Source organism: Picosynechococcus sp. NKBG15041c (assembly GCF_055380235.1).
Map to the genome: position 1 here is coordinate 653,713 of NZ_AP040363.1, position 23,054 is coordinate 676,766.

Sequence of the window (23,054 nt, forward strand, 5' to 3'; positions counted from 1 at the left end):
CTATGACCTACCGCAACCCTGCTCCCACCGTTGATATCATTATCGAATTAGGCGATCGCCCCCACCGCCCGATTATTTTGATTGAACGCAAGTTTGAACCCCTGGGCTGGGCGATTCCTGGGGGCTTTGTGGACTATGGCGAAACGGTAGAAACGGCCGCAAAGCGGGAAGCTCTGGAGGAAATTTCCCTCGATGTGCAGCTTGTGGAACAATTTTGTGTGTACTCTGACCCCGGCCGGGATGCACGCAAACATACGATCAGTATTGTCTTTATCGCCATGGCCACTGGAGAACCCCAAGCGGCAGACGATGCGAAAGCTGTGGGTATTTTTCACCCTTGGGAGTTGCCCCAAAACTTATGTTTTGATCATGGGCGCATTTTGCAGGATTATTGGTCTTACCGTCATCACAGGATTCGACCCCGGTTGGGTTCCTAAGATTTTGGCTATTGATGTTGAGTTTTTAAAGGTTTATTGATGGAAAAGCAAGTTATTCAAACCAGTCACGCCCCGGCCCCCGTTGGCCCTTACAATCAGGCGATCGCCGCCTCTGGGAAAATGCTGTTTTGCTCGGGTCAGATTGCCCTTGATCCTGCCACTGGCCAGATTATTGAAGGGGATGTGCAGGCCCAAACCAAGCAAGTGATGAGTAATCTTGCGGCGGTTTTAGAAGAAGCCGGGGCTACTTGGGAAAATGTGGTCAAAACAGGGGTTTTCCTGAAAGATATGAATGATTTTGCCGCTGTAAATGCCATTTATGCCACCTACTTCGACGAAGCCACTGCCCCCGCCCGTGCTTGCGTTGAAGTTGCCCGTCTCCCAAAAGAGGTCTTTGTGGAAATCGAATGTATTGCCGTACTCTAGTCCGATTTTGCTGATAAATTAAGTCCACAAAAAAGCCCCCAATTCTATGTAGAAAAGGGGGACTTTTTTTATCTTAGGAAAAAATTTCCCTAAGATACCAATGAAAAATCATTAGGAACTACGAGTCGGGCTGCTGTAGGAGCGACGACCACCGCCGCCACGACGACGATCGCGATCGCCTTGATAGCCGCCACGGTCACGGTCGCCATAGCTAGAAGAACGGTAACCGCCTTTGTAGCCGCCGCCACCAGAGCGACGACCGCCACCTTTAGTGGGTTTGGGAATACCGGTGGTTTCGCTGATTTCAGGTACTTCCCAATCTTCCTTCATCCAATCGGGAGAATCGGTGTCGTACATCATCTGGAGAACCGCCGCTGCGATCGCCTGGGGATCATACTCATCACCCAAACGCTTGACGATGGGGAGGAAAGAAGCCATCCGTTCACCAGCGAGCGCCGCCTTCACTTCATCTTCTAAACGAGTGATGCGTTGTGCTTCCACTTGGGCACGGCTCGGAATAGTAGAAACCTTGAGAGATTGTTTCACTCGGCGTTCGATTTGGCGCAACAGACGACGGTCACTGGGTTCTACGAGGGCGATCGCCGTCCCTGTTTTCCCAGCACGGCCCGTTCGACCAATACGGTGAATATAGCTTTCGGTATTATCCGGCAAGTCAAAGTTAATTACATGGCTGAGGTTCTCCACATCCAAGCCCCGAGCCGCAATGTCGGTGGCGACGATCATTTTGATCTTGCCTTCCTTAAAGCGGCGAACAAGTTTTTCCCGTTGGTTTTGGTTGAGGTCGCCATGGTACTCATCAGCGCTTTGGCCGGCTTCGAGCAACTCATTGGTCAACTCTGAAGCTGTCCGCTTGGTGCGCACGAAGATGATCGCCGATTCCGGGTTTGCCATCTCAAGGATGGGCAGCAGCGCTTTGGTTTTCGACCAGCCCCGGGGAATCATATAGACTTCTTGGGCAATTCGATCCGGTGTGACCTGGGGCTGTTTAATGGTGATATTCACCGGGTCATTGAGGAAATTTTCCACTAAATCGCGAATTGCCGGGGGCATTGTGGCCGAGAAACAAACCGTTTGGCGCTCCTTCGGCGACTGACGCAAAATCTTTTTCACATCATCAATAAAGCCCATGCTCAGCATTTCATCAGCTTCATCGAGCACGGCCCAACGCAACTCTTCAAAGGACAGCTTGCCCCGTTCCAAAAGGTCAATCACCCGGCCTGGAGTTCCCACAACGATGTGAACACCCTTCTGGAGGCTACGAATTTGCCGCTCCATGGATTGGCCACCGCAAACGGTGAGTACCCATAGACGGCGATCGACGGCGAATTCCTTGAGAGACTGGGTTACCTGCACTGCTAGTTCCCGGGTGGGCGTCAGGATTAAACCTTGGACTGTTTTTTGCTCAATATCGATGTTTTCGAGGAAAGGCAAAGAATAGGCGGCGGTTTTCCCGGTGCCTGTTTGGGAGAGGCCAACGACGTCCCGACCGCCGAGGATTGCGGGGATTGCTTTACATTGAATTTCGGTCGGTTTCTCGAAGCCGATGCTTTCTAGTAGGTCAACGCGTGCTTCAGAAAGGCCGATGGTTTGAAAAGAAATGGTCATAAAGAAGTTGTAAGGTTTATGGATGGGTTATTTGCTAAGGTTTGACAAAATTTTTGAGATTCATTTTGTAAATCCCTTCCCCCAACCCTTTTCCCAAACTGGGTTTTTTGAGTTAAACCAATTGGATGCTTTTTGGCAGTCTGGACAATGCCGGGGGTGTGGCTGGACGGTCTAGTTATGCTTCGACGACGGTGCCGTAGAGGTCATAGTTATCCGCAGCGGTAATGTGAACAGGGACAATGGCACCCAGGGAAGCTTCCCCGGTGACATATACCAAGCCGTCAACGTCTGGGGCAAATCTAGGCGATCGCCCGATCAGTTCACCGGTCATCGGATTTTCCTGTTCGATCAGCACATCCACCGTTTGTCCTACGCAGAGCTCGTTGCGACGGGCAGCAATCGGCTGTTGGACTTCCATCAGAGCATCCCGACGGCTATCTTTCACAGATTGTGGTAGTTGATTGGGTAACTCGATCGCGGCGGTTCCTTCCTCAGGGGAGAAAGAAAACACGCCCACATGATCGAACTCATGGCGTTTCACAAAATCCACGAGGTGCTGGAAGTGTTCTTCCGTCTCGCCGGGGAAACCCACGATAAAGGTGGTGCGCAAAACTGCATCGGGGAGCGCCTTTTTCAGGTCGGCAATGATGCGATCATTGACTTGACCTTGCCAAGGACGATTCATCGCCCGAAGGATTTCTGGATGGGAATGTTGTAGCGGTAGATCCAGATAGGGAATAACGTTGGGGGTCTCACGCATCGCCACGATCACTTCGGGGGTTAAACCCGTGGGATAGGCATAGTGGATGCGGATCCAAGGTACATCGACTTCACCCAAGGCCCTGAGAAGCTCGGCCAGTTTGGGTTTGCCGTAAATGTCTTTGCCATAGTTGGTGGTGATCTGGGAAATCAAGATAATTTCCTGGACCCCTTCATTTGCCAACTACTTGGCTTCGGCCACAATGGACTCGATGGGACGCGATCGCTGGTCACCCCGCAGATGGGGAATGATACAGAAGGCACAGCGGTAATCACAGCCTTCAGCAACCCGGAGGTAAGCCACGGCCGAATTTGTTGTGCGGTAGCGGGGCAAGGTTTCATCGGCAATGTAGGAAATCTCTTTGGAAACTTCCTTCACAATCTCGCCTTTCTCTGCCCGTTGAATCACATCAACAATTTTGTGATAATCACCTGTGCCCACCAGGGCCACCGCTTCCGGGAGTTCTTCGAGGAGCTGCTCCTGGAAGTGTTGGGCCATGCAGCCAGAGATCACAATTTTCTTCTTGGCTTCAGCCAGTTCCACCAGGGTACGCACAGACTCAGCCCGGGCTTCTTCGATGAAACTGCAGGTATTGACCACCACGTAGTCAGCTAATTCTTCATTGGCATCCACTTGATAACCTGACGCTGCCAGTAACCCAATCATATGTTCGGTATCAATGCGGTTTTTTTCGCAACCAAGATGGGAAAAGGCGATCGTCGGCTTTGTGGTCATGCAGTCTCTAATAAAGAACCAGGGTCAGGTCAAGGTTTTGTAAAAACTTCTTAACCTATTGTAATGGATTGGTGGCCAATGCTGAAAAGTTTTTTTTGCTTGATTGTCAGCAAACCTTGTTACCGTTTGGACAAAATCTTTAGGAATTTTCGACGATCGCCTCCAGTTTTTCGGCTAATTGGGCTAGTCCGTAGCGGTTAGCGCGGTAACTGGTGGGGTGGGCAATGAGGCGCACCGTACTTTGAAAGAGCACCTCAACTTCCTCTAGGTTATTTTCTCGCAGGGTATTCCCAGTGGATACGAGGTCGACGATCGCCTCAGACATTCCCGTGATCGGGCCGAGTTCGACGGAGCCATGGAGGGGAATCACTTCAATAGGCAAATCCAATTCGCGAAAATAATCTTTAGCGCAATTGACAAACTTTGAAGCGACGCGGCAGTTGGGAGGCAGTTGGCGGGGATTTTTGTAGGGGCTGCTCTGGGGGACGGCAACGGAAAGGCGGCAGCCGCCAAATTTGAGATCGAGTAAATTCGCCACTTCGGGCTTTTTCTCCCGCAGGACATCATAGCCCGCAAATCCCAATTGGGCCTGACCATATTCCACGTAAACGGGGACATCGTGGGTGCGCACCAACATCGCCCGGGCGGTGCCGGTAGGATCGGTGATTTGTAGTTGGCGATTTTTTTTGTCGAGGAAGGCGCTAAAGTCGAGGCCCACCTGCTGGAGCAGGGCGATCGCCTCCGGGAGGAGTCCACCTTTAGGGATAGCAATGGTCAACATAGGGATTTTATGAATATGCGAAAAATATTTTGGTAGTCTGAATTTTTTGAAGCAAAACCTTAGAGGGTCTCTGTCGTTACGCTACCCCTTTCATCGAGCCAGGCTAACTGGGCAATGTTATTGCGGCGGGCATAGGCATAAATTTCTTCAGGCGATCGCCCCCCCAATTCCACTTCTACCCTGGTTGCAGAAGAAGCTTGACGCAGGGTCTGGGCGTGGGCGAAAACAAACTCTTGGGCCTCTGGCGCTCTGGCGACCACCAGCCAATCACTGCCTTTGAGGGCTCGGGGTAGTTTGGGTGTTTGGAGCAAGCAGCTATAGAGTTCCTCCAAGTTCAGGCAAAAACCGATACCTGCATGGTCTTCGTGATTGGGATGATAAAGGCCCAGCAACTGATCATAGCGTCCCCCCTGGCCTAACACATGGGACTGTTGATTGGAGAAACTGACTGCTTCAAACACAATTCCTGTGTAGTAGTCGAAGGTTTGGATCAAGGTCAAATCCAGAACGATGGGCAGGGCATTGTCGGTGCCGCTGGCCACGAGACGGAATAAATCCTTAAGATTGGCTACGATCGCCTGGGCCTCTGGGGTCAATTCAAACTGACTCACTTTGGCGAGCACTGCTTCCGGTTTGCCCCGCAGATCAAAGAGTTTTAACGCATAGGCTTTCAGCTCGTCCCCTAAGGGCAACTCCTGCAAGCCCACCCGGTCTAAATGGGCAATGCAATGGCGCACCTTTTCTCGTAAGGTTTCAGGAAATGGATCCAGGAGCGATCGCCCAAGGGCCGCTTCCCCCAGAATTAATTGCCAATCTTCGAGGCCCACCGCCTTTAAAGATTCTGCTAAGAGAAGAATAATTTCAGCATCGGCCACCACCCCAGAGGCGAAGAGTAATTCTACCCCGGCCTGGTAAAACTCCATCTGTTGGCCATGGCTACCACTGGGGGGATGGCGAAACACGTTGGCCCGGTAACAGAGCCGTTGGGGAAAAGTATTTTCAGCCATACGGGTCACGGCGGCCCGGGCGATCGAGGCGGTTAACTCTGGCCGTAACCCGAGGGGTTGACTTTCTGCTGTTTGGAGCTGAATCACTTTGGTGCGATCAATTGCCCCCCCAGCCGTCAGGGTATCGAGCCATTCTAAAGTGGAGGTGACGATCCGTTGATAGCCCCACCGCTGAAAAACTTTTTGGAGATTGTCATTAATCCAAGCTTTCTGAGCAACTTCGAGGGGCAATAAATCCCTTGCACCTGCGGGGGGTTGGTGAATCATGAAATCCGTATTTTGAGCTTTGCCGTCGCCTATTCTACTTCTTTTTCCCACCAAACAAACCGCCAAATAAGCCGCCCTTTTGTTTTTGCGTGCCTGGATGGGTATCAAGGGCACTGCCCATTACTTTTTCGAGTTCCTGTTTAACCTGGCGCACGAGGGGATCAGTCGGCTTTGAGGTGTAGGCTTTTTTGATATGAACTTTAGCCATGGCCAACTGGTTTTGCTTTAGGTAAACTTGCCCCATTAGCGCGTGGGCTTTGATGCAATTGGGGTCAAGTTGTAAGGCATCACGGAACTCTAGGGCGGCTTTGGCATAGTTGCCTTTTTTGAGATGTTCTTCCCCCCGCCAGAGGGCTGCCTCTAAAGAAGATGAGCTGGTGGTTCTAAAGGGCTGGGCGCCTGGTGTTGTCGGTACAGCTTGGCCAGAGGTTTGGTTCGTTGTTTCCCGAGCGGCAGCTTTTTTACTTTTGCCTAAATATTGGAGATAGACCAGATTGAGTTCGCTGAGTTCGGCGATCGCCTGGGGAACGGCGTTCATTTTGGTGTAATTCGCCTGGGCGATCGCCTCGACTTTTTCCCGATAGAGTGCTGGCAGGTCCGTCGTTTCATTGGAAAGCGCCCGGGCACTTTCTGAGATGATCTCCAAAGGGCCAAACTCATTACTAAGTTGTTGGCTTAGCTGTACGAGGATCACCTGATATTCTGACCAAGACACCGGCTTGGACAATTTCTCGTAGGCAGGGTTAACCAGTTTAGATAACAGTTCACTTGCCAGGTTTTTTTCTGCCGCCTGCAACAGGGCACAGGTGTCCGGATGAAGCCGTTGGGCGATGCGCAGATAGGCTTTCCGCACAACTTTTGTATCAGCATCAATGGGTAAGCCGAGCACCGCAAAGTGATCGACAATTTTCCGGGCAAATAATCCTTGATTAATGGCAAGCGACATAGGTTTATAAAGGCTCTAGTGACCTAATTATGACCGATTCTCGAACAGGTACAACGATTCAGTTTAGGGGCAATTAGCCCAGGGAATAGTATTCCTTGAACCACCCAGGCGCTTCCTGGAGAGCGGCACTTAAAAAACCATGGATTTTTCCATTGGTGGCGAGGAGTCTACCACTGTTTATTTGTAGGGGGGTTTGATCGTAGCTAGTGACGGTTCCCCCTGCTTCCCGGAGGATACATATCCCAGCGGCCATATCCCAGGGTTGAATCCCTCTTTCCCAATATCCATCAAGACGACCACAGGCCACATCCACGAGGTCTAGGGCAGCAGACCCACCCCGCCTGACCCCTTGGGTTTCGTGAGTGAGGTAGCAAAATTCGATGTAGTTATTGTCTTTAGTTTGGCGGCGATCGTAGGCAAAGCCAGTGGTGAGTAAGCTCTTTTGGAGTTGGGTGGTCTCTGAGACTTGGATTGGTTGCCGATTTAGGGTCGCCCCTAATCCTTGGGCCGCGCGGAAAAGTTCATCGCGATGGGGATTGTATACCACACCGACTAAAGGGTCTCCTGCATATAACAGGGCAATGGAAACCGAAAACATCGGATAGCCATGGGCGTAGTTGACGGTGCCATCGAGGGGGTCGATCAGCCAGAGATAGGGACTATTTTTCGCGGTGAGGAATTGGCCTGCTTCTTCGGCGTGGATCGGAAAGTCCGGTAGATGTCTCTGGAGGAGTTCGATGATTACCGCTTCGGAGGCGGTGTCGGCTTCGGTGATCAGATCACCTGGGGTTGCTTTATCACGTACCTGTTGGAGGTTGCCGTAATACTTTTTTAGGACAGCGCCAGCACTGAGGGCGGCTTCGGTAGCGATGTCGAGGTAAGTTTGACGTTCGGTGGGAGACGGAAAGGACATAGGCATGGGGAGCGGTTTTGCTAAAGGTAAGGGGAGGCGATCGCCTTTTTCATCATTGCCTTAATCTTCATCGAGGGGCAGCCCAAAGCGGATCCGCCCTTTGCCGAAATTCCGGCCAAACTGCAGTTCATAAACCTCATCCTCGTCCTGGGTTTCCACCACCAGATCACTCTTGGCATGACTAACGCACATTAAGGCATAGCCTTGCCGTTGCAAGTCTGGGGAAAGACCCATGGCGTATTTCTGCTCAAGATCACCAGATAAAACTCTGACAGCGCAGGTGGTGCAGGCTCCATTACGGCACGAGAAAGGAATTTGAAAACCCTGTTTTTCGATACTCCGCAGAATAAACTCATCCTCTGGAACAGTAAAAGTCTGGGTTTCGTTAATTTGCCGATAATTGATTGTGATTTTGTGAGTTTTAGCCATGTGACACCAAAAAAAATAAAAAGTTGCCTTTTCCTTTGGTTATTGTATAATCATTAACCGTGCCCCATCTGGAGAGATGGCCGAGTGGTTGAAGGCGCAGCACTGGAAATGCTGTTTAGGGGTAACTCTAACGAGGGTTCGAATCCCTCTCTCTCCGTTATAAATTTAGAACTTAATTTCTCAGAAAGCCCTGGATTATTCCGGGGCTTTTTGGGTTAGTAATGTAGGACTGTCACTTATGCCAATTCTGCGAGTTCCAGCCAACGTTCGGTTTTGGTTTCGATGTCATGGTTGAGGGTTTCTAGTTCCATAGATAGGGCTTGAAGCTGCTCGTAGTCGGTCTGGTTGGCGAGTTTAGTTTGTAATGCTTCCCGTTGAGCTTCTAGTTCCGGAATAATCTCATGTTCGAGTTGCTCTAACTCACGGCGTTGGTAGTTTGACAAACGACGGGAAGGAGTAGATTTTTGTGCACTGGTAGGTTGGGGTGCCGGGGCGATCGCCTGGGGCTTTACAGCAGGTTGTGTTTTTTTAGGTTGGGCGTCTAGGGCATTTTTCGCTTCCTCTGCCTTTTTGTAGTCCAGATAAATTGAATAATTGCCTGGATATTGACGTATTTGACCACCTCCTTCGAGGGCAAAGATTGTGTTCACTGTTCGGTCTAAAAAGTAGCGATCATGGGCAACAATAATCACACAGCCATTAAAATCTTCGAGATAATCTTCAAGGATTGAAAGGGTTTGCACATCAAGATCATTAGTCGGTTCATCAAGGATTAAAAGATTAGGCGCGGCCATTAAAATCTTGAGCAAAAAGAGGCGGCGTTTTTCGCCTCCAGAGAGTTTATGAATGGGCGCATATTGTTGGTCTGGGGGAAACAAAAATCGCTCCAACATTTGGGAAGCACTAATCTGGGTTCCGTCGGCAGTTTGCACATAGGTAGCCACATCTTTAATGTAGTCAATAACCCTTTGGTTTTGGGTGGATTCTCCTAAAAGATCATCGGAATGCTGGTCGAAATAGCCGACATGAATCGTACTGCCGATTTCAACCTTGCCGCTATCAGGCTCTAGACGCTCGGTAATCAGGTTTAAGAAGGTCGATTTCCCGGCCCCGTTACCACCAATAATCCCAATGCGATCTTCTGGGGTAAATTCATAGCTAAAGTCTTTGACAATCGGGCGATCGCCAAAGGTTTTACACAGGTTTTCCACAACAACAACTTTTTTGCCAATGCGCCGTCCAGGGGTATCAATTTCCACCTTACCCTGTGCTTCTTTAAAAGTTTTATTCCGCATCTCTGTAATACGATCAATGCGAGCTTTTTGTTTCGTACTACGTGCTTTTGGCCCTCGCTTCAACCATTCTAATTCTCGCCGCAAGACCCCTTTGTGTTTTTGTTGGCTACTAGCGGCAGATTCCTCTGCAAGGGCTTTTTTTTCTAAATAATAAGAATAATTTCCGGCATAACCATAGAGATCACCGCGATCAATTTCCACAATTCGAGTCGTCACTTGATCAAGAAAGTAACGGTCGTGGGTAATTAATAATAATGCCCCTGAAAATTGCTTGAGATAATCCTGTAACCATTCCACGGAATCCGCGTCTAAATGGTTGGTCGGCTCATCCATTAATAGTAATTCTGGTTCAGATAAAAGAGCGGAAGCAAGGGCAATCCGTTTCCGATAGCCCCCGGACAAATCGCCTACTTTTGCCTCAAAATCGTCAATCCCTAATTTACTTAAAATCACCTTTGCTTTGGTTTCCACTTCCCAGGCGTTGAGGGCATCCATTTTTTCAGTGATGCGGGTCAAGTCGCCCATCAGAGCGTTGAGTTCATCTCCCGTTGCCTTTGCCATTTTATGGGAAAGATCTTCATAGGCTTTCACCCATTTCATTTGTTCACCACAGTTCGCAAAAATTTGATCCAAAACAGTATTTTCAGGATCAATTTCTGGCTGTTGGGGTAAATAAATAATTCTTGCCCCTGATCGCACAAGTCTTTTGCCGCCATCGATAGGTTCGATGCCTGCAATCATTTTCAATAGGGTCGATTTGCCGCCGCCATTGACACCAATTAAACCAACTTTATCAGCATCATCAATAATGAGGTTTGCTTCACGGAGAATTTCTTTGATACCAAAATCTTTTTTGATGCCTTGGAGGTTGATGATACTCATGGATGATAATCAAGTGACTGAAAATAGTTTAGGCGATCGCCTATTTGTTTTTACTCAGAATGACTGAGAGACTGAGTTAACAATTGGTCAAATTCTGTTGGGAAAGGATAGCTTTCCGGGAAACTGACATCATATTCTAGCTGCATATTTTCAAGGGCTTCTTGATAACAGTCAAGGAAAATATTCTGAAGATAGGGTTTTAAACTGGGAGAATCTCGCAGAATTTTCAAAATGTCTTTTTGGGTCCGGCGAATAGTCACATCCCAACCCCGATAGCAATCTTCTAAAGGAACATATTGTCGCTTGAGGGCATGTTCAAATAAGGTAATTAATCGATTTTCTAGTTCCCTTTTTTCACGTTTGCCCAAGGCATCCATCTCCTCAATTAAATTGATGCGATCTAGGGCTTGTAAATCGCCAGATTTCAAACAAACAATTGTTTGCTCAATCCATTGGTGAAAATCTTGATCGTAGAGGGTATTCGACTGGAGATTGGTCATGATTTTGCCCTCCCAAGAAAGGAAAAAAGGAGGTTAATGGGATGATTAACCCCCAGTTGTTTGTACTAGAAATTGGTGTGGTTGGTGTTTGCTTCCACTAGACGGGAAATCACTTCAGCCATACCGATCGCCCCTAGTTCACCAGAAGCACGGGTACGAATGCTTAAACTGTTGGTTTCCACTTCTTTTACGCCGGCGATCGCCATGACAGGGATTTTCTGTTTTTCGGCGTTGCGGATCAGTTTACCGAGACGTTCACCCGATGCATCGGCGATCGCCCGAATACCCAGAGCTTGCAGTTTGTCGGCTTGCTCCTTGGCGTAATCATAAAATTCATCGCTGACGGGCAAAATGCGCACCTGTTCGGGAGCCAACCAGAGGGGGAAATCACCCGCATATTCTTCGATCAGAATACCGATCAATCGCTCTAGGGAACCAAAGGGCGCCCGGTGAATCATCACAGGGCGTTGGCGCGAACCATCTTCGGAAACATATTCCAGTTCAAAGCGTTCGGGCAAATTGTAATCCACCTGAACCGTTCCCAGTTGCCATTCCCGCTCTAGGACATCTTGGAAAATGAAATCGAGTTTGGGACCATAAAAAGCGGCTTCCCCCTCAGCTTCAAAATAGTCCATATCCAGTTGGGTAACGGCTTTGCGGATCGCGTTTTGGGCTTTTTCCCAGACTTCATCGGAACCAATATATTTATCCGAATTGGGATCGCGGAAACTTAAACGCGCCTTGAAATTCTTCAGTTGCAGGCTCTTGAACACGGTCAAAATCAGGTCAACTACATTAAAGAATTCTTTTTCTAGTTGATCCGGCGTGACAAACAGGTGCGAATCGTCCACCGTAAAGCCGCGCACACGGGTTAAACCGCCCAATTCGCCAGATTGTTCGTAACGATAAACCGTCCCAAATTCCGCCAGACGGATCGGCAATTCACGGTAGGAACGCAGTTGATCTTTATAGATTTGGATGTGGAAAGGACAGTTCATCGGCTTCATTACAAAACCCTGTTCTGCCAATCGTTCTGCGTCGCCATCCGCCATCATCGGGAACATATCCTCGCGGTAGTTCTGCCAGTGACCGGACACTTTAAACAGATCCACACGGGCGATGTGGGGCGTAACAACCCCTTGATAGCCGCGTTTGGTCTGTTCAGCTTTGAGGAAATTTTCGAGGGTGGAACGGATTAAGGTGCCCTTCGGCGTCCAGAGGGGTAAACCAGGACCCACTTGATCGGAGAAGATAAACAGTCCCAGTTCTTTACCCAGTTTGCGGTGATCACGTTTGAGGGCTTCTTCCTTGCGCCGTTGATATTCTTTAAGCTGTTCGGGGGTTTCCCAGGCTGTGCCATAGATGCGCTGTAACTGTTGACGGTTTTCATCGCCACGCCAATAGGCTCCGGCGACAGATTCGAGGGCGATCGCCTTAGGATTAATATCGCCTGTATTTTCCACGTGGGGACCCGCACAGAGATCCCACCATTGATCACCCAGGTAATAGAGGGTGATCGGGTCATGGATGCCTTCGAGGATTTCCAGTTTGTAGGGTTCGTTAATCGCCTGAATTCGTTTTTCCGCCTCGGCCCGGGGAATTTCTTCACGGATCACAGGCAATTTTTTCTTGATGATCTTTACCATCTCTTTTTTGATCGCCTTGAGATCCGCTTCGCTGAAGGGTTCTTTTTTATCAAAATCGTAGTAAAACCCATTTTCTGTCCAGGGGCCAATGGTGACCTGCGCATCGGGGAAAAGCTTTTGCACTGCCATCGCCATGACGTGGGAAGTGGTGTGACGAATCCGTTTGAGGCTGTCTGATTCGCTCGTTTTCGGCAGTTTCATCGGTTCGAGTTGTTCCCCAATTGCCTGATCCATGTTTTGAATGCGCTCCTTAATTGCTCGAAAAATGCTCAGAAAAGTTTAGCAGGTCGTTATTCTATGTTATCTGCTCCCTGGTGGCGATCGGCGCTAAATCAGATGTTATTCCGCAAGCCACAGGACGCGGCATAGGCGATCGCCATGGCATCGACACTATCATCAATGGGAATAGACGCCAGGTTAAAAATGGACTGGATGAGTAGCGCCACTTCTTTTTTATCGGCTTTGGCGTTGCCGATGTGACATTTCCAACTGGATTGGTGCAGATAAATCGGTTCGATCTGCAATTCCCGCCAACTGACGAGGTTTAAAACACCTAATCCCTGTAATACGCCCCCCGCCGCTTTGATCTGACGGCTAAAAAAAGGCATCTCAATGGCGATCGCCTGGGGTTGAAATTCCGTTAGTAGTTCTGTGTAATCCTGCTCAATTTCCAGGAGTCGCTGAGGCGTAGAAAGATGTTTTTCCGTTTCAATAATGCCGTAATCAAGAATTGTCGGCAGCGCTTGTCCCTGTTCCTCTAAAACGGCCCAGCCAATAATCGCTAATCCGGGATCAATACCAAGCCAACGCTTCATAGTACAGCACTTCTCATGACGGTGTAAGACAGTAGCAGTCGTGGGGATAGTCGTTCTTGAGCTGCGCCTCGCTGGTCAGCATCTTACCGCGATGGCCTAACCTGCTGAACAACTCATCCTACCAATTGCTTAAAGCTCCCTAGGACACGGGCATCAGCAACAGGCAGAATTCTGACCCTAAAGCCAAGGCACAATTTCCCGTAGGGTATCCCGCAGCAATTTTTTGAGATTTTCGGCGCCTTCTTCGGCATTTTCCTGGGCTTGCTCCCGCTGGAGTTGTTCCTCCGCAACCTGGCGATCGTCTAAAATTTGTTCGTCATTAGGCCTGTACTGGAGAGCCTGATCATAGGCAGCAATCGCGACTTCATATTGCCCCAAAATTTGATAGGCTCTGCCGAGGCGAGCCCAAGTGTCTCCGTCAGCATCATCAAGACGGAGGGCATTTTCATAGGCGGCGATCGCCTCGGGGTAGTTTTCAGCGCTGTAGAGTAAATTTCCCAAATTACGCCAACTGGGGCGATCATCACTCTTTAGGGCAACGGTGCGCTGATAAGCAGCAATCGCTGTGGGGTAATCTTCATTATTTTCAGCATTCCAGGCGAGATGATACCAAGCGCGGTCATTATTTGGCTCAAGGCGTGTCACGTTGACAAAGGCATCCTGGGCAGCGGGGTAATTGCGCAGTTGGTTCTGGGTCATGCCCAGGCTATACCAAGCGGCGGCATAGTCGGGTTTCAGGTCCACCACCCGGCGATAGGCGTCCCGGGCATTACGGTGTCGTTGCAATTTGCTGTAGCTGTTGCCCTGCTGATACCAAAGATCTGCATTTTGGTCATCGAGGCGGATGGCCTGTTGGTAGGCGGCGATCGCCTCGCCATATTCTTCCCGACCGTGGTGAATCAAGCCCTTTTCAAACCAGGCCCACACCTGTTGCCGATCTAGGTCTAAAAAGCTGTCTAAGCTACTGAGGGCGGCACTGGTTTCCCCCTGGGCAAGGTGGATTCTGACTTTGGTTTCCCAGACTGGTGCTTGGCGAGAATTTACTTCGATGGCGCGGTCTAAAAAACCAAGGGCTTGGTCATACTGTCGGCGATCGCCTGCAATTCTTCCTTTCCCCCACCAGGCTTCCCAGCGTCGTTCATTGATTTCTAGCAGATCATCATAGGCTTGAATCGCTTCATCCAATCGTCCTAAAGCCTGTAAAACCTGAGCTTTCCCCAGAAGCGCTCCTTGGTGCTTGGGATCTGTGCGTAAAACCTGGCCATACTGGGCGAGGGCCGCTTCATATTGATTCTCTGCCTGGAGTACTTGGGCCTCTTCATACTGGGCGAGTAGAGCTTGCCGCGCCGACCACCAGCGCAAGCCCACATTAGCCCCGAGACCGAGACTCACCAAGGCGGTTAAACCCAAACCCAGGAGGGCTGCTTTGACAATTTGTTCCCGATTGGGGTTGAGGCGCTGGTACTGCTGGGAAATCGCTGTGGAAACCCGGCTCAGAGGTCGGGCGATCGCCGTTTGGGGTAATTGCCGAATCTGGCTCACCGCTTGGGCAATGGCAGTCCCGGGTTGAGTGGGGTTTAATTCTTGCAACGCTTGCTGTACTGCCTGGGCCTTGGTGAAACGCTCCCGAAAATCGTGGCGCACCATTTTTTGTAAAATCTGCGCTAGATCTTTGGGGATATCTACCAAATCTTGCCATTGCACTTCCCCGGTTTTGGGGTCGGTGGGGAGGCTATGGGGCGATCGCCCGGTGAGGGCTTCGATGGCGATCATCCCCGCTGCGTAGATATCACTCGAAAATTGGGGCCGTCCCTGGGCCTGCTCACTGGGGAAATAGCCCTGGGTGCCGATGGCAACGGTGGCCCGACCAGAGGTACTCACAAACTGCGTTGTGACCTGTTTCACCGCCCCAAAATCAATCAAACAGAGTTTTTGGTCCGTTTGGCGTCGGATTAGATTACTGGGGTTTAAGTCCCGGTGGATCACCTGATGGCTATGGATAAAGGTTAAAAGCCCAAGGATTTCCTGTAGGAGGGCGATCGCCTCCTCTGGGGTAAAAGGGGGCCGATTTTGTAATTCCGCCCAGAAACTTTCCCCTTCGATGTATTCTTCAACCAGATAAAAATCTTGACCTTCCTCAAAATAGGCAAATAATTGGGGAATTTGCGGATGTTGCCCCAATTCATCCAAAATTTTTGCCTCTGTCTCAAACAAACGCCGGGCTGTGGCCAAAGTCGTCGCGTCGGTGGTCTGGGGTTTAAGAAGCTTCACCACACAGATGGGCCGCTTCGGAAGATCTTGGTCTTCTGCCAAAAAAGTCGCCCCAAATCCCCCCTGGGCCAATTCCCGGAGGATCTGATAACGTCCGCGCAGAACTTTTCCTGGAGCTAAGAGAGAGGCGGTCATCGGCGAATGGCGATAGAAAGAAGTGGGTTTAAATTGTTGGGTGAGAAATGGCAAAGGTCAGCAGGAGCTTTTTTACCAGTGAGTTGTCAGGAGATGTTGTATTTAGCATTTTTTCTATGGTAATCGCTGCTTTGGGAAATCGGTCTAGGTCTCAATTTTGTAAACGGTTGGGCGAGAGGTTAAAAAATAGGGTCGATCGCCGGATATCCTGGGTGCTGCCTGTGCTGGTGAGGGTAAAGCTCCGTAGGTGGTTGAAGAAGGGTTTGGCGACATAGTCTACCACTCGCAGAATGGGCACTTGGGTTTTAAACAGTTGGGAGCCCTGGCGCCAATCGGCAAAGAAATAACCGCTGTTTTCCGTCGGCAACTGGGCAATACTGGTCTGGAAATCTTTGTTGGCCAAAAGCGATCGCCCTTCATTGGCCTTGAGGGAACGACTGAGGGTCTTTACGGAAGTGGCAAACAGTTCGTAATCGTCGAGGCTGAGGTGGGCGCCCCGCACATTGGCGTTTAGTTGCACCAAATTGTCGCGGTCTTTGGTGTCGATCTCTGTCCAGGCGGTGACCCGGCGATCGCCCAGGGGCAGACGACCCACACTTAAGCCTTTTTCCTGGGCCAAGCTGTCAAAATGCTCCATAACTGGCTCGAGGTCAGTCCCTTGATTGCGTTCCGCCACAAACAGCCATTCCACTTGATTGCGTTCGGCATCCGGCACGAGGGCGAGGGCATATTCCCCCGAAATCCAAGCGAAAATATCTTCCGGTAAATCAATGCCGAGGGGTTCCTGGATCGCAGCTACTGCCTGTTGCAAAATCTGTGAAAGGGGGCTCTTGGGGTTTAATCCCGTGGTCGCCGACTGCCAGAGCTGCTGTAAATCTTGGCCGGCGATCGCCAACATCGCATCATCAGGAATGTAGTTGAGTACATGGGTCGGTGGGGCTGTCGTGCCGGGCACTAGGGCCGGCTGGGTTTCCCCAATCAAAGCTGTTTCTGCAATCAATCCTTCCGGATGGAGACCGATGGCGATCGCCAACCGCTGTTCTAGGGTGGGCTCTTCGGGGGCCGGATCGTTGGCGATCCAGGCGCTCAAGGCTGGTAGATTCGCCACCATCACACCGATGTGTTGGCGATCGATGGTTTCTAGGGCTTCGATATACTGCGGGTCATGACTGAGGTTTAAATCCGGCACCTGCACCGTATTGATTGCATTGCGCAGCACCTTCGCCTCGTTCGCAAACAGCACATAATTGCCGATAATCGCACTGGCAAAACGATGACTACCCGCTTCGGGGATGACTAAGTTAACGCCTTTGTATTGATCAAAGGTTAAACCCGCTTCCGGGGCGATCGCCTGGTCAGTGTAAGAGAGTTGTAAAAATTCCTTCGCTAAATTCTCATCCCGCGCTTCCACCATCAGTAGATAGCCGGGCTGCACCCCATTACTGAGATCCCGGTCCACATCGAGGGTCGTTACTGCCAAACTAATTTCGTCCCCTAACCAAGGCTCGATCTGCCGCCTGTAGTCTAGGCCCGTAGCACTGAGCAAACTCGTTTTCACCTGTTGTAACTCTGTCAGGGTAGCCCGTCGTTTTCCCCAGGGGGTCTGCACCAAACCCAAGGCCGCTAATTTTTCGGGATTCACCACCAGAGAAACCATCAAAGGCGCTTGGCGGGGCACAAATAAAGCTGCGGCTGGGTTACGCGTTACCCCACCCTGGAGCCAAGGCAAAGGGCTATGTTTCAAGATACCGACCCAACTGCCCACTCCTATCGAGAGTAGGAGTACCACCAGAAGACCGAGATAGACAAAGAAGGAACGAGATTTCATGGATTGCCTAGAAACGCACGGGGTCTATTATCTCATTCCCTCGGGAGGATCGAAAATTCTCCCAAATGGGGAGCTTTAATGGCGCTTTTTTGCTTTCCAAGTGCCCCCGTAGCGATAGTGAGCATTATTTTCGGCCAACTTCCGCCGGCAGTCTGGGCACACCAAAATCCACCGCTGGCTTGGGTCATGCTGAATGCGGTATCGCACAGAGACGGCATTTTGACAGGTTTCACAATTTTTTTCTCGAATACGGGCCACTTCAAACAAATTCTTTATGGGGACTACAGAGATCATAAAAAATCCCCGCCTGTTTAGGGGCGGGGAATATTAGAGAATCTAGCAGTACCAAACTTCAAAGAGTTTGTGTGAGGTGTTTGGTTGAGTTGATACGACTTGGGCCATCAATACCTGATCTAGAACGTAAAGGTTGTGCGGACTGTCCCGATCACGATATCTGCATTGTTCGTATCTTGGTTGGGATTGACCAACCAAATGACACCAGGGGTAATGGAGATATTCCGCGTGAGTTGATATTTGTAGAGACCTTCAATGTGCAAAGGCATATCATCGGTGAACCCAACAGGGGCAGCACCACCAATTTCTAAGTTACTGGCATAGGGTTCTGCTCCAACGATGATTGCGCCCATGTTGCCGGGTTTACCAAGGTTAGGGAAAGCAAGAATACCGGCCCAAGTCCAGATATCGGCGGAGCCATCGGCATCGAGGAAATCGGCATTGGTATAGCCGACCCAACCCCGCAGACTGACGCGATCGCTCACGTCCCATTGGGTTTGGAAACCAAAAGAGTCACTTTCGATCGCCCCTAAAGTCCCCAGGACAGGGTCAGTCCCTGCGCCAAGGTTGCCCCATCTGGTGCCAGTCCCCCCATAGGCGAAGGCACCGTTGGCGGTGTCATAACCCCGGAGATAGTTGAGGCCAAATCTGAGGCGATCGCTGGGCTTCACCACCAGTTGAGCCAGGGCAGAATAGCTGCCATCAAAAAGGCCATTGCGGTCACTGGGGTCACTGCCATTTTTCGCGAGGTAGCCAGCTGAAACTTGGAAAGTATCGTTGAAATTGTGGCGGACACCAATACCCGTGCTAGGAACCCCTAGACCAAGGCGATAAATAGGATTGCGCTCCCCAAAGCGAGAGAGCGCGCCATTGGAGCCGCCCCCCGCTTCGAGGCCGGTGTTAAAGGTGTCGGCATAGAAGTGGTGGCCCCCCAGACTGGCCATGGCGGTGACAGTGGTCTTGTTCCCAAGGGGAAAAACATAGTGGAGACGATCGATAGTGATGTCATTGTCTGTTTCGCCGTCATAGCTAAAGCGGCCTTCTTGGGTGAGGGGGGCAATGCCATAGCGACTGATAAAGGAAGTCCCTGCATTACCAGCGCTGAGACGAGTATAGAGTTGGTCTCGCCCAGTGAAACTGGTTACCAGTTGGAGACGGACTTTATCTTGGAAAACGGTCTGGGCATCAACGTCACTACCAAAGGCATCGGAAACATTAAAGGAAACCTCTCCCATCAGTTTCGTGGTGGTAGAGAACTGGTGATCTTCTAAAAAGTCAACGCGTCCTTCGAGATCACCAACGCGATCGCCCAGGGTGGCCAGTTCTACTTCAAATTCGTCAAGGAGACGACGGAGAGCTGCTAGATCTTCCACACTAACCTCACCCCCCTCCTGGATCATCCGCTCGATCTGCTGGAGACAAGCGTTCAGACCCGCCGCAAATTCATAGCGGCTCAGGGGGCGACTTCCCCGGAAAGTGCCATCAGGATAGCCGACGATGCAGTTGTAATTCTCTACCAGGTTACGGAGTGCATCAAACGCCCAGTCAGAGGGGGAAACGTCACTGAGTTGGAAAACGCTATTCACTTGAGCGGCTGAGGCGTCGTCACTGTACTGGTTGATTTGCACCAGCAGGTCTTGATTGTCCTGGGCGATCGCCTGATTTGCTACGGCCAAAAAGGCCGCCGTTGCTAGGGACACATGTCTCAAAAAAGCCATAGTTTTGTTTTTCCTCATACCCAAATCTTCAGTTGCACATTGGTAAACCGAAGCTTATGAAGGGGTTAATAAAATGAATGGCTTAGTTTTGCCATGGCTTTAGCAGTTATTTTGGTAGCTTCCCTTACGAAATCACTTCTGTGATGCAAGTCAGACTGATGTTGCATCCAAAAGTCGCATCAAGCAAGCAACAAGCGGGAACTGTATCCTAGAAACAGCAATTACAGATCTTTCAGGCGGTAAATCTATGGTTTTCTTCGGCACCCGATTAGCATGGTCAAAATTTATCCAGCGAGTCATGGTGATCTTTTTTGTGGCGATTGCTTCAATTTGCCTCATAGCACCCCAGGCGATCGCCGACAGCAAGTTGAACTATACCTATTCCGAGCTGCCCAACCACGACTTTTCTCACCAAGACCTCCAGGCCGCTAGCTTTGCCAGGGCCGATGTGCGGGGCAGCGACTTTACTGAAAGCGATCTCAGCCGCGCCATCCTCACTGAAGGCAAATTTATGGAAGCAGACCTCAGAGGCGCCAACCTTTCCGAAGCTTTTATGGATCAAGTCAACATGGAAGGGGCGGACCTGACCAATGCCCTGTTTATCGACGCCGTCGCCCCGGGGACAAATTTCGCTGGGGCCACTATCGATGGCGCAGATTTTTCCGGTGCGCTCCTCGACCGTTACCAATTGTCTGAACTCTGCAAACGGGCTTCCGGCACCAATACCGTCACGAACATAGACACCCGCTACAGCCTCAACTGCAAGAACTAATATCCCCAGTTGCTGCTCTAATAATTCTGTAAAAATCGGGATGATAGGATTTGAACCTACGACCCCCTCGTCCCGAACGAGGTGCGCTACCAAGCTGCGCTACATCCCGAAAAGCAGAATCCATACTAACACAGGTAAACCTTGCTAGGATAAAAACCTGTGCGTTAATTTCAAAAGTTTGCAAAAAATAAGGAGCGATCGCCGTGGCGGTAAAACCAGAGTGGCTCAGAGTAAAAGCCCCCCAATGGCAGCGGGTTGGTAGCGTCAAAGAAATTTTACGAGACCTCAACCTCAACACTGTCTGCGAAGAAGCTTCTTGTCCCAATATCGGCGAATGCTTTAACGCTGGTACTGCCACTTTTTTGATCATGGGGCCTGCCTGTACCCGCGCCTGCCCCTACTGCGATATCGACTTTGATAAAGTGCCCCGGGGCCTCGATCCTGCCGAACCTGATAACCTGGCTGAAGCCGTTCGTCGTTTGAACCTCAACCATGTGGTGATCACCTCCGTAAATCGCGATGACTTGCCCGATGGCGGTGCGAGTCAATTTGTGAAATGTATCGAACGCACCCGTGCCCTTTCTCCCAAAACCACCATCGAAGTGCTCATTCCCGACCTCTGCGGCAATTGGGATGCCCTCGAAACTTTACTGCAAGCAGAGCCTGAAGTTCTAAATCACAACACTGAAACGGTGCCTCGTCTCTACAAAAAAACGCGGCCCCAGGGAGATTATCAACGCTCTCTCGAATTACTCCAGCGCACCCGTGAGCTGACGCCCTGGGTCTACACAAAGTCAGGGATTATGGTGGGCCTTGGGGAAACTGATGTTGAAGTCCGTGAAGTGATGCGCGATCTACGGGCCGTGGACTGTGACATTCTCACCATTGGCCAATATCTCCAGCCGACCCAAAAACACTTGGGTGTGAAAGATTTTGTGACCCCAGAGCAATTTGACGCTTGGCGTGAATATGGTGAATCCCTCGGCTTTTTGCAGGTGGTTTCTAGCCCGCTCACCCGCAGCTCCTACCACGCAGAACAGGTGCGCACTTTAATGGCAAGTCACCCTAGATCTAAACCCGTAATCATTGCGCGATGAAACGTCCTATCTATCTGGATAACCATGCGACAACCCCCGTCGATCCGCAGGTACTGGAAGCGATGTTGCCCTACTTTACGGAGCAGTTTGGCAATCCAGCCAGCGCCGGTCATATGTATGGTTGGGAAGCCAGCGCGGCGGTAGAACGGGCGAGGGAAATCATTGCCAGCAGCATTGGAGCAGAGCCAGAGGAGATTGTGTTTACGAGCGGGGCAACGGAGGCAAACAATTTAGCGATTAAAGGGGTGGCTGAAGCCTATTTTGAAAAAGGCAGACATATTGTCACGGTGCAAACAGAACACCGGGCGGTGCTTGACCCCTGCGCCTATTTAGAAACCCTGGGTTTCGAGATCACCTATTTGCCGGTACAAGCCAATGGGTTACTGGATTTATCGCTGCTGGAAACAGCACTCCGTAAAGATACGGTGCTGGTTTCGGTGATGGCGGCCAATAATGAGATTGGGGTACTGCAACCGATCGCCCAAATCGGAGCCCTTTGCCACGAGCGGGGGATTTTATTTCACTGTGACGCAGCCCAGGCGATCGCCAAAATCGCGATCAATGTGCAGACCCAAAATATTGATCTCCTGTCCCTCACTGCCCACAAAATTTACGGACCCAAAGGCATTGGGGCGCTATATGTGCGCCGGAAAAATCCCCGGGTTAACCTCGCCCCCCAACTCCACGGCGGCGGCCAAGAACGGGGCAGACGCTCAGGGACCCTCTATACCCCCCAGATTGTCGGGTTTGCTAAAGCTGTCGAACTGGGTTTAGCCCAGATGACCGAAGAGAATACCCGGATTAGAAAATTGCGCGATCGCCTCTGGGCGCACCTCAAAACCATTGAAGGGATTCATTTAAACGGTGACCTAGAACAACGGCTGCCCCAAAATTTAAACGTGAGTTTTGAAAAAATTGACGGTGCAGCCCTCCTCCTGGGCCTGAGAAATACCGTTGCCCTCTCCACTGGATCTGCCTGTAGTTCCGGTAAACCCTCCCATGTGCTCACCGCTTTAGGTCGTTCCCCAGACCTCTGCCGCGCCTCCCTCCGTTTTGGTTTGGGTCGCTTTACCACGGCCCCAGAACTCGATACCGTCGCGTCCAGCCTGAGTCAAACCATCACAACCCTCCAGAAAATCCCATCGAAGGCACCCTGAAGTTGATCCAAAGTGAACACTTGGCCTTAAAATAGAATTTAAGGCGATGGCAAACATGCCGCTAAAGCTTCCATATTTTTAGCCGTAACCGTCTTCTGCCTCCGCACAGCGTGCGAGGCAAAAACTTGCCCCGGTCTTTGCTTTCCGTTGCGGTAACTTTAACTTTTTTCCACAACCAAACAAGATTCGGCGATCGCCCCATCTATTCTCATCCAGCCATACACAGATCTATGTCTGCGATGAAGTCTGCACGAAACAAAAGATATCTAGCCTAGTTTCACAGCATTTATCAAACAACAGAACTTGCACAGAGCAGT

19 protein-coding genes, 2 tRNA genes and 1 pseudogene are annotated in these 23,054 nt (G+C 50.5%); 6 read left to right on the plus strand and 16 right to left on the minus strand.

Features of this window, described 5'->3' with window-relative positions; all coding sequences use genetic code 11:
• Window positions 1-2: 2 nt before the first annotated feature.
• Window positions 3-437 carry an NUDIX domain-containing protein gene (locus tag ACZ45B_RS03165; protein WP_024544989.1) on the plus strand — a complete coding sequence of 145 codons (435 nt, stop codon included), beginning with the start codon at window positions 3-5 and terminating at the stop codon, window positions 435-437.
• Between the two features lie 39 nt (window positions 438-476).
• Window positions 477-863, plus strand: coding sequence for a RidA family protein (locus ACZ45B_RS03170; protein ID WP_024544990.1), 387 nt, complete (start codon window positions 477-479; stop codon window positions 861-863).
• 111 nt (window positions 864-974) lie between these two features.
• Here the strand turns inward: ACZ45B_RS03170 and ACZ45B_RS03175 are convergent, their stop codons facing one another.
• The 7 genes and pseudogenes from ACZ45B_RS03175 to ACZ45B_RS03205 form a co-directional block, all read right to left on the minus strand.
• On the minus strand, window positions 975-2,489 hold the full coding sequence (locus ACZ45B_RS03175) for a DEAD/DEAH box helicase (protein ID WP_024544991.1): 1,515 nt from the start codon (window positions 2,487-2,489) through the stop codon (window positions 975-977).
• A gap of 175 nt (window positions 2,490-2,664) precedes the next feature.
• Window positions 2,665-3,984 (minus strand): annotated as a pseudogene (gene rimO / locus ACZ45B_RS03180) (30S ribosomal protein S12 methylthiotransferase RimO).
• A gap of 139 nt (window positions 3,985-4,123) precedes the next feature.
• On the minus strand, window positions 4,124-4,765 hold the full coding sequence (hisG, locus tag ACZ45B_RS03185) for an ATP phosphoribosyltransferase (protein WP_024544993.1): 642 nt from the start codon (window positions 4,763-4,765) through the stop codon (window positions 4,124-4,126).
• 59 nt (window positions 4,766-4,824) lie between these two features.
• Entirely contained in the window at window positions 4,825-6,039 is a 1,215-nt protein-coding gene (locus tag ACZ45B_RS03190; protein ID WP_024544994.1) for an ATP phosphoribosyltransferase regulatory subunit, read from the minus strand.
• A 34-nt stretch (window positions 6,040-6,073) separates the two neighbouring features.
• Window positions 6,074-6,985, minus strand: coding sequence for a J domain-containing protein (locus ACZ45B_RS03195; RefSeq protein WP_024544995.1), 912 nt, complete (start codon window positions 6,983-6,985; stop codon window positions 6,074-6,076).
• Between the two features lie 73 nt (window positions 6,986-7,058).
• Window positions 7,059-7,898, minus strand: coding sequence for an inositol monophosphatase family protein (locus tag ACZ45B_RS03200; protein WP_024544996.1), 840 nt, complete (start codon window positions 7,896-7,898; stop codon window positions 7,059-7,061).
• 60 nt (window positions 7,899-7,958) lie between these two features.
• Window positions 7,959-8,327: a 2Fe-2S iron-sulfur cluster-binding protein gene (locus tag ACZ45B_RS03205; RefSeq protein ID WP_024544997.1), complete on the minus strand. Its 369-nt coding sequence runs from the start codon at window positions 8,325-8,327 to the stop codon at window positions 7,959-7,961.
• A gap of 70 nt (window positions 8,328-8,397) precedes the next feature.
• Between ACZ45B_RS03205 and ACZ45B_RS03210 the strand changes: the two genes are divergently transcribed.
• Window positions 8,398-8,484: transfer RNA gene (locus ACZ45B_RS03210), tRNA-Ser, on the plus strand.
• A gap of 79 nt (window positions 8,485-8,563) precedes the next feature.
• Here ACZ45B_RS03210 and ACZ45B_RS03215 read toward each other — a convergent pair.
• From ACZ45B_RS03215 to ACZ45B_RS03250, 8 genes are all read right to left on the minus strand, one after another.
• Window positions 8,564-10,504, minus strand: coding sequence for an ABC-F family ATP-binding cassette domain-containing protein (locus ACZ45B_RS03215; protein ID WP_024544998.1), 1,941 nt, complete (start codon window positions 10,502-10,504; stop codon window positions 8,564-8,566).
• Window positions 10,505-10,554: 50 nt separating this feature from the next.
• Window positions 10,555-11,004 (minus strand): DUF29 domain-containing protein, encoded by a 450-nt coding sequence (locus ACZ45B_RS03220; protein WP_024544999.1) that lies wholly within the window; start codon window positions 11,002-11,004, stop codon window positions 10,555-10,557.
• Between the two features lie 65 nt (window positions 11,005-11,069).
• Window positions 11,070-12,884, minus strand: coding sequence for a threonine--tRNA ligase (gene thrS / locus ACZ45B_RS03225; protein ID WP_029681667.1), 1,815 nt, complete (start codon window positions 12,882-12,884; stop codon window positions 11,070-11,072).
• 98 nt (window positions 12,885-12,982) lie between these two features.
• Window positions 12,983-13,465, minus strand: coding sequence for a crossover junction endodeoxyribonuclease RuvC (locus tag ACZ45B_RS03230; protein WP_024545001.1), 483 nt, complete (start codon window positions 13,463-13,465; stop codon window positions 12,983-12,985).
• Window positions 13,466-13,642: 177 nt separating this feature from the next.
• Window positions 13,643-15,925: a serine/threonine-protein kinase gene (locus tag ACZ45B_RS03235; protein WP_236612388.1), complete on the minus strand. Its 2,283-nt coding sequence runs from the start codon at window positions 15,923-15,925 to the stop codon at window positions 13,643-13,645.
• A gap of 97 nt (window positions 15,926-16,022) precedes the next feature.
• Window positions 16,023-17,699: a DUF3352 domain-containing protein gene (locus tag ACZ45B_RS03240; RefSeq protein ID WP_024545003.1), complete on the minus strand. Its 1,677-nt coding sequence runs from the start codon at window positions 17,697-17,699 to the stop codon at window positions 16,023-16,025.
• A 75-nt stretch (window positions 17,700-17,774) separates the two neighbouring features.
• Window positions 17,775-17,993, minus strand: coding sequence for a hypothetical protein (locus ACZ45B_RS03245; RefSeq protein WP_081699618.1), 219 nt, complete (start codon window positions 17,991-17,993; stop codon window positions 17,775-17,777).
• A gap of 119 nt (window positions 17,994-18,112) precedes the next feature.
• Window positions 18,113-19,711, minus strand: coding sequence for an iron uptake porin (locus tag ACZ45B_RS03250; protein WP_024545005.1), 1,599 nt, complete (start codon window positions 19,709-19,711; stop codon window positions 18,113-18,115).
• Window positions 19,712-19,958: 247 nt separating this feature from the next.
• Here ACZ45B_RS03250 and ACZ45B_RS03255 point away from each other — a divergent pair, with 247 nt between their 5' ends.
• Window positions 19,959-20,483, plus strand: a complete 525-nt coding sequence (locus ACZ45B_RS03255; RefSeq protein WP_024545006.1) for a pentapeptide repeat-containing protein — start codon at window positions 19,959-19,961, stop codon at window positions 20,481-20,483.
• A 35-nt stretch (window positions 20,484-20,518) separates the two neighbouring features.
• Here the strand turns inward: ACZ45B_RS03255 and ACZ45B_RS03260 are convergent.
• Window positions 20,519-20,592 (minus strand) — tRNA-Pro (locus ACZ45B_RS03260).
• Between the two features lie 94 nt (window positions 20,593-20,686).
• Here ACZ45B_RS03260 and lipA point away from each other — a divergent pair.
• Window positions 20,687-21,580, plus strand: coding sequence for a lipoyl synthase (lipA, locus tag ACZ45B_RS03265; RefSeq protein WP_024545007.1), 894 nt, complete (start codon window positions 20,687-20,689; stop codon window positions 21,578-21,580).
• The gene (locus ACZ45B_RS03270) at window positions 21,577-22,737 is read left to right on the plus strand and encodes a cysteine desulfurase family protein (RefSeq protein ID WP_024545008.1); all 1,161 of its coding nucleotides are present in this window, start codon (window positions 21,577-21,579) and stop codon (window positions 22,735-22,737) included. The genes lipA and ACZ45B_RS03270 overlap by 4 nt, the downstream gene beginning before the upstream one ends.
• The last annotated feature ends 317 nt before the right edge of the window (window positions 22,738-23,054 follow it).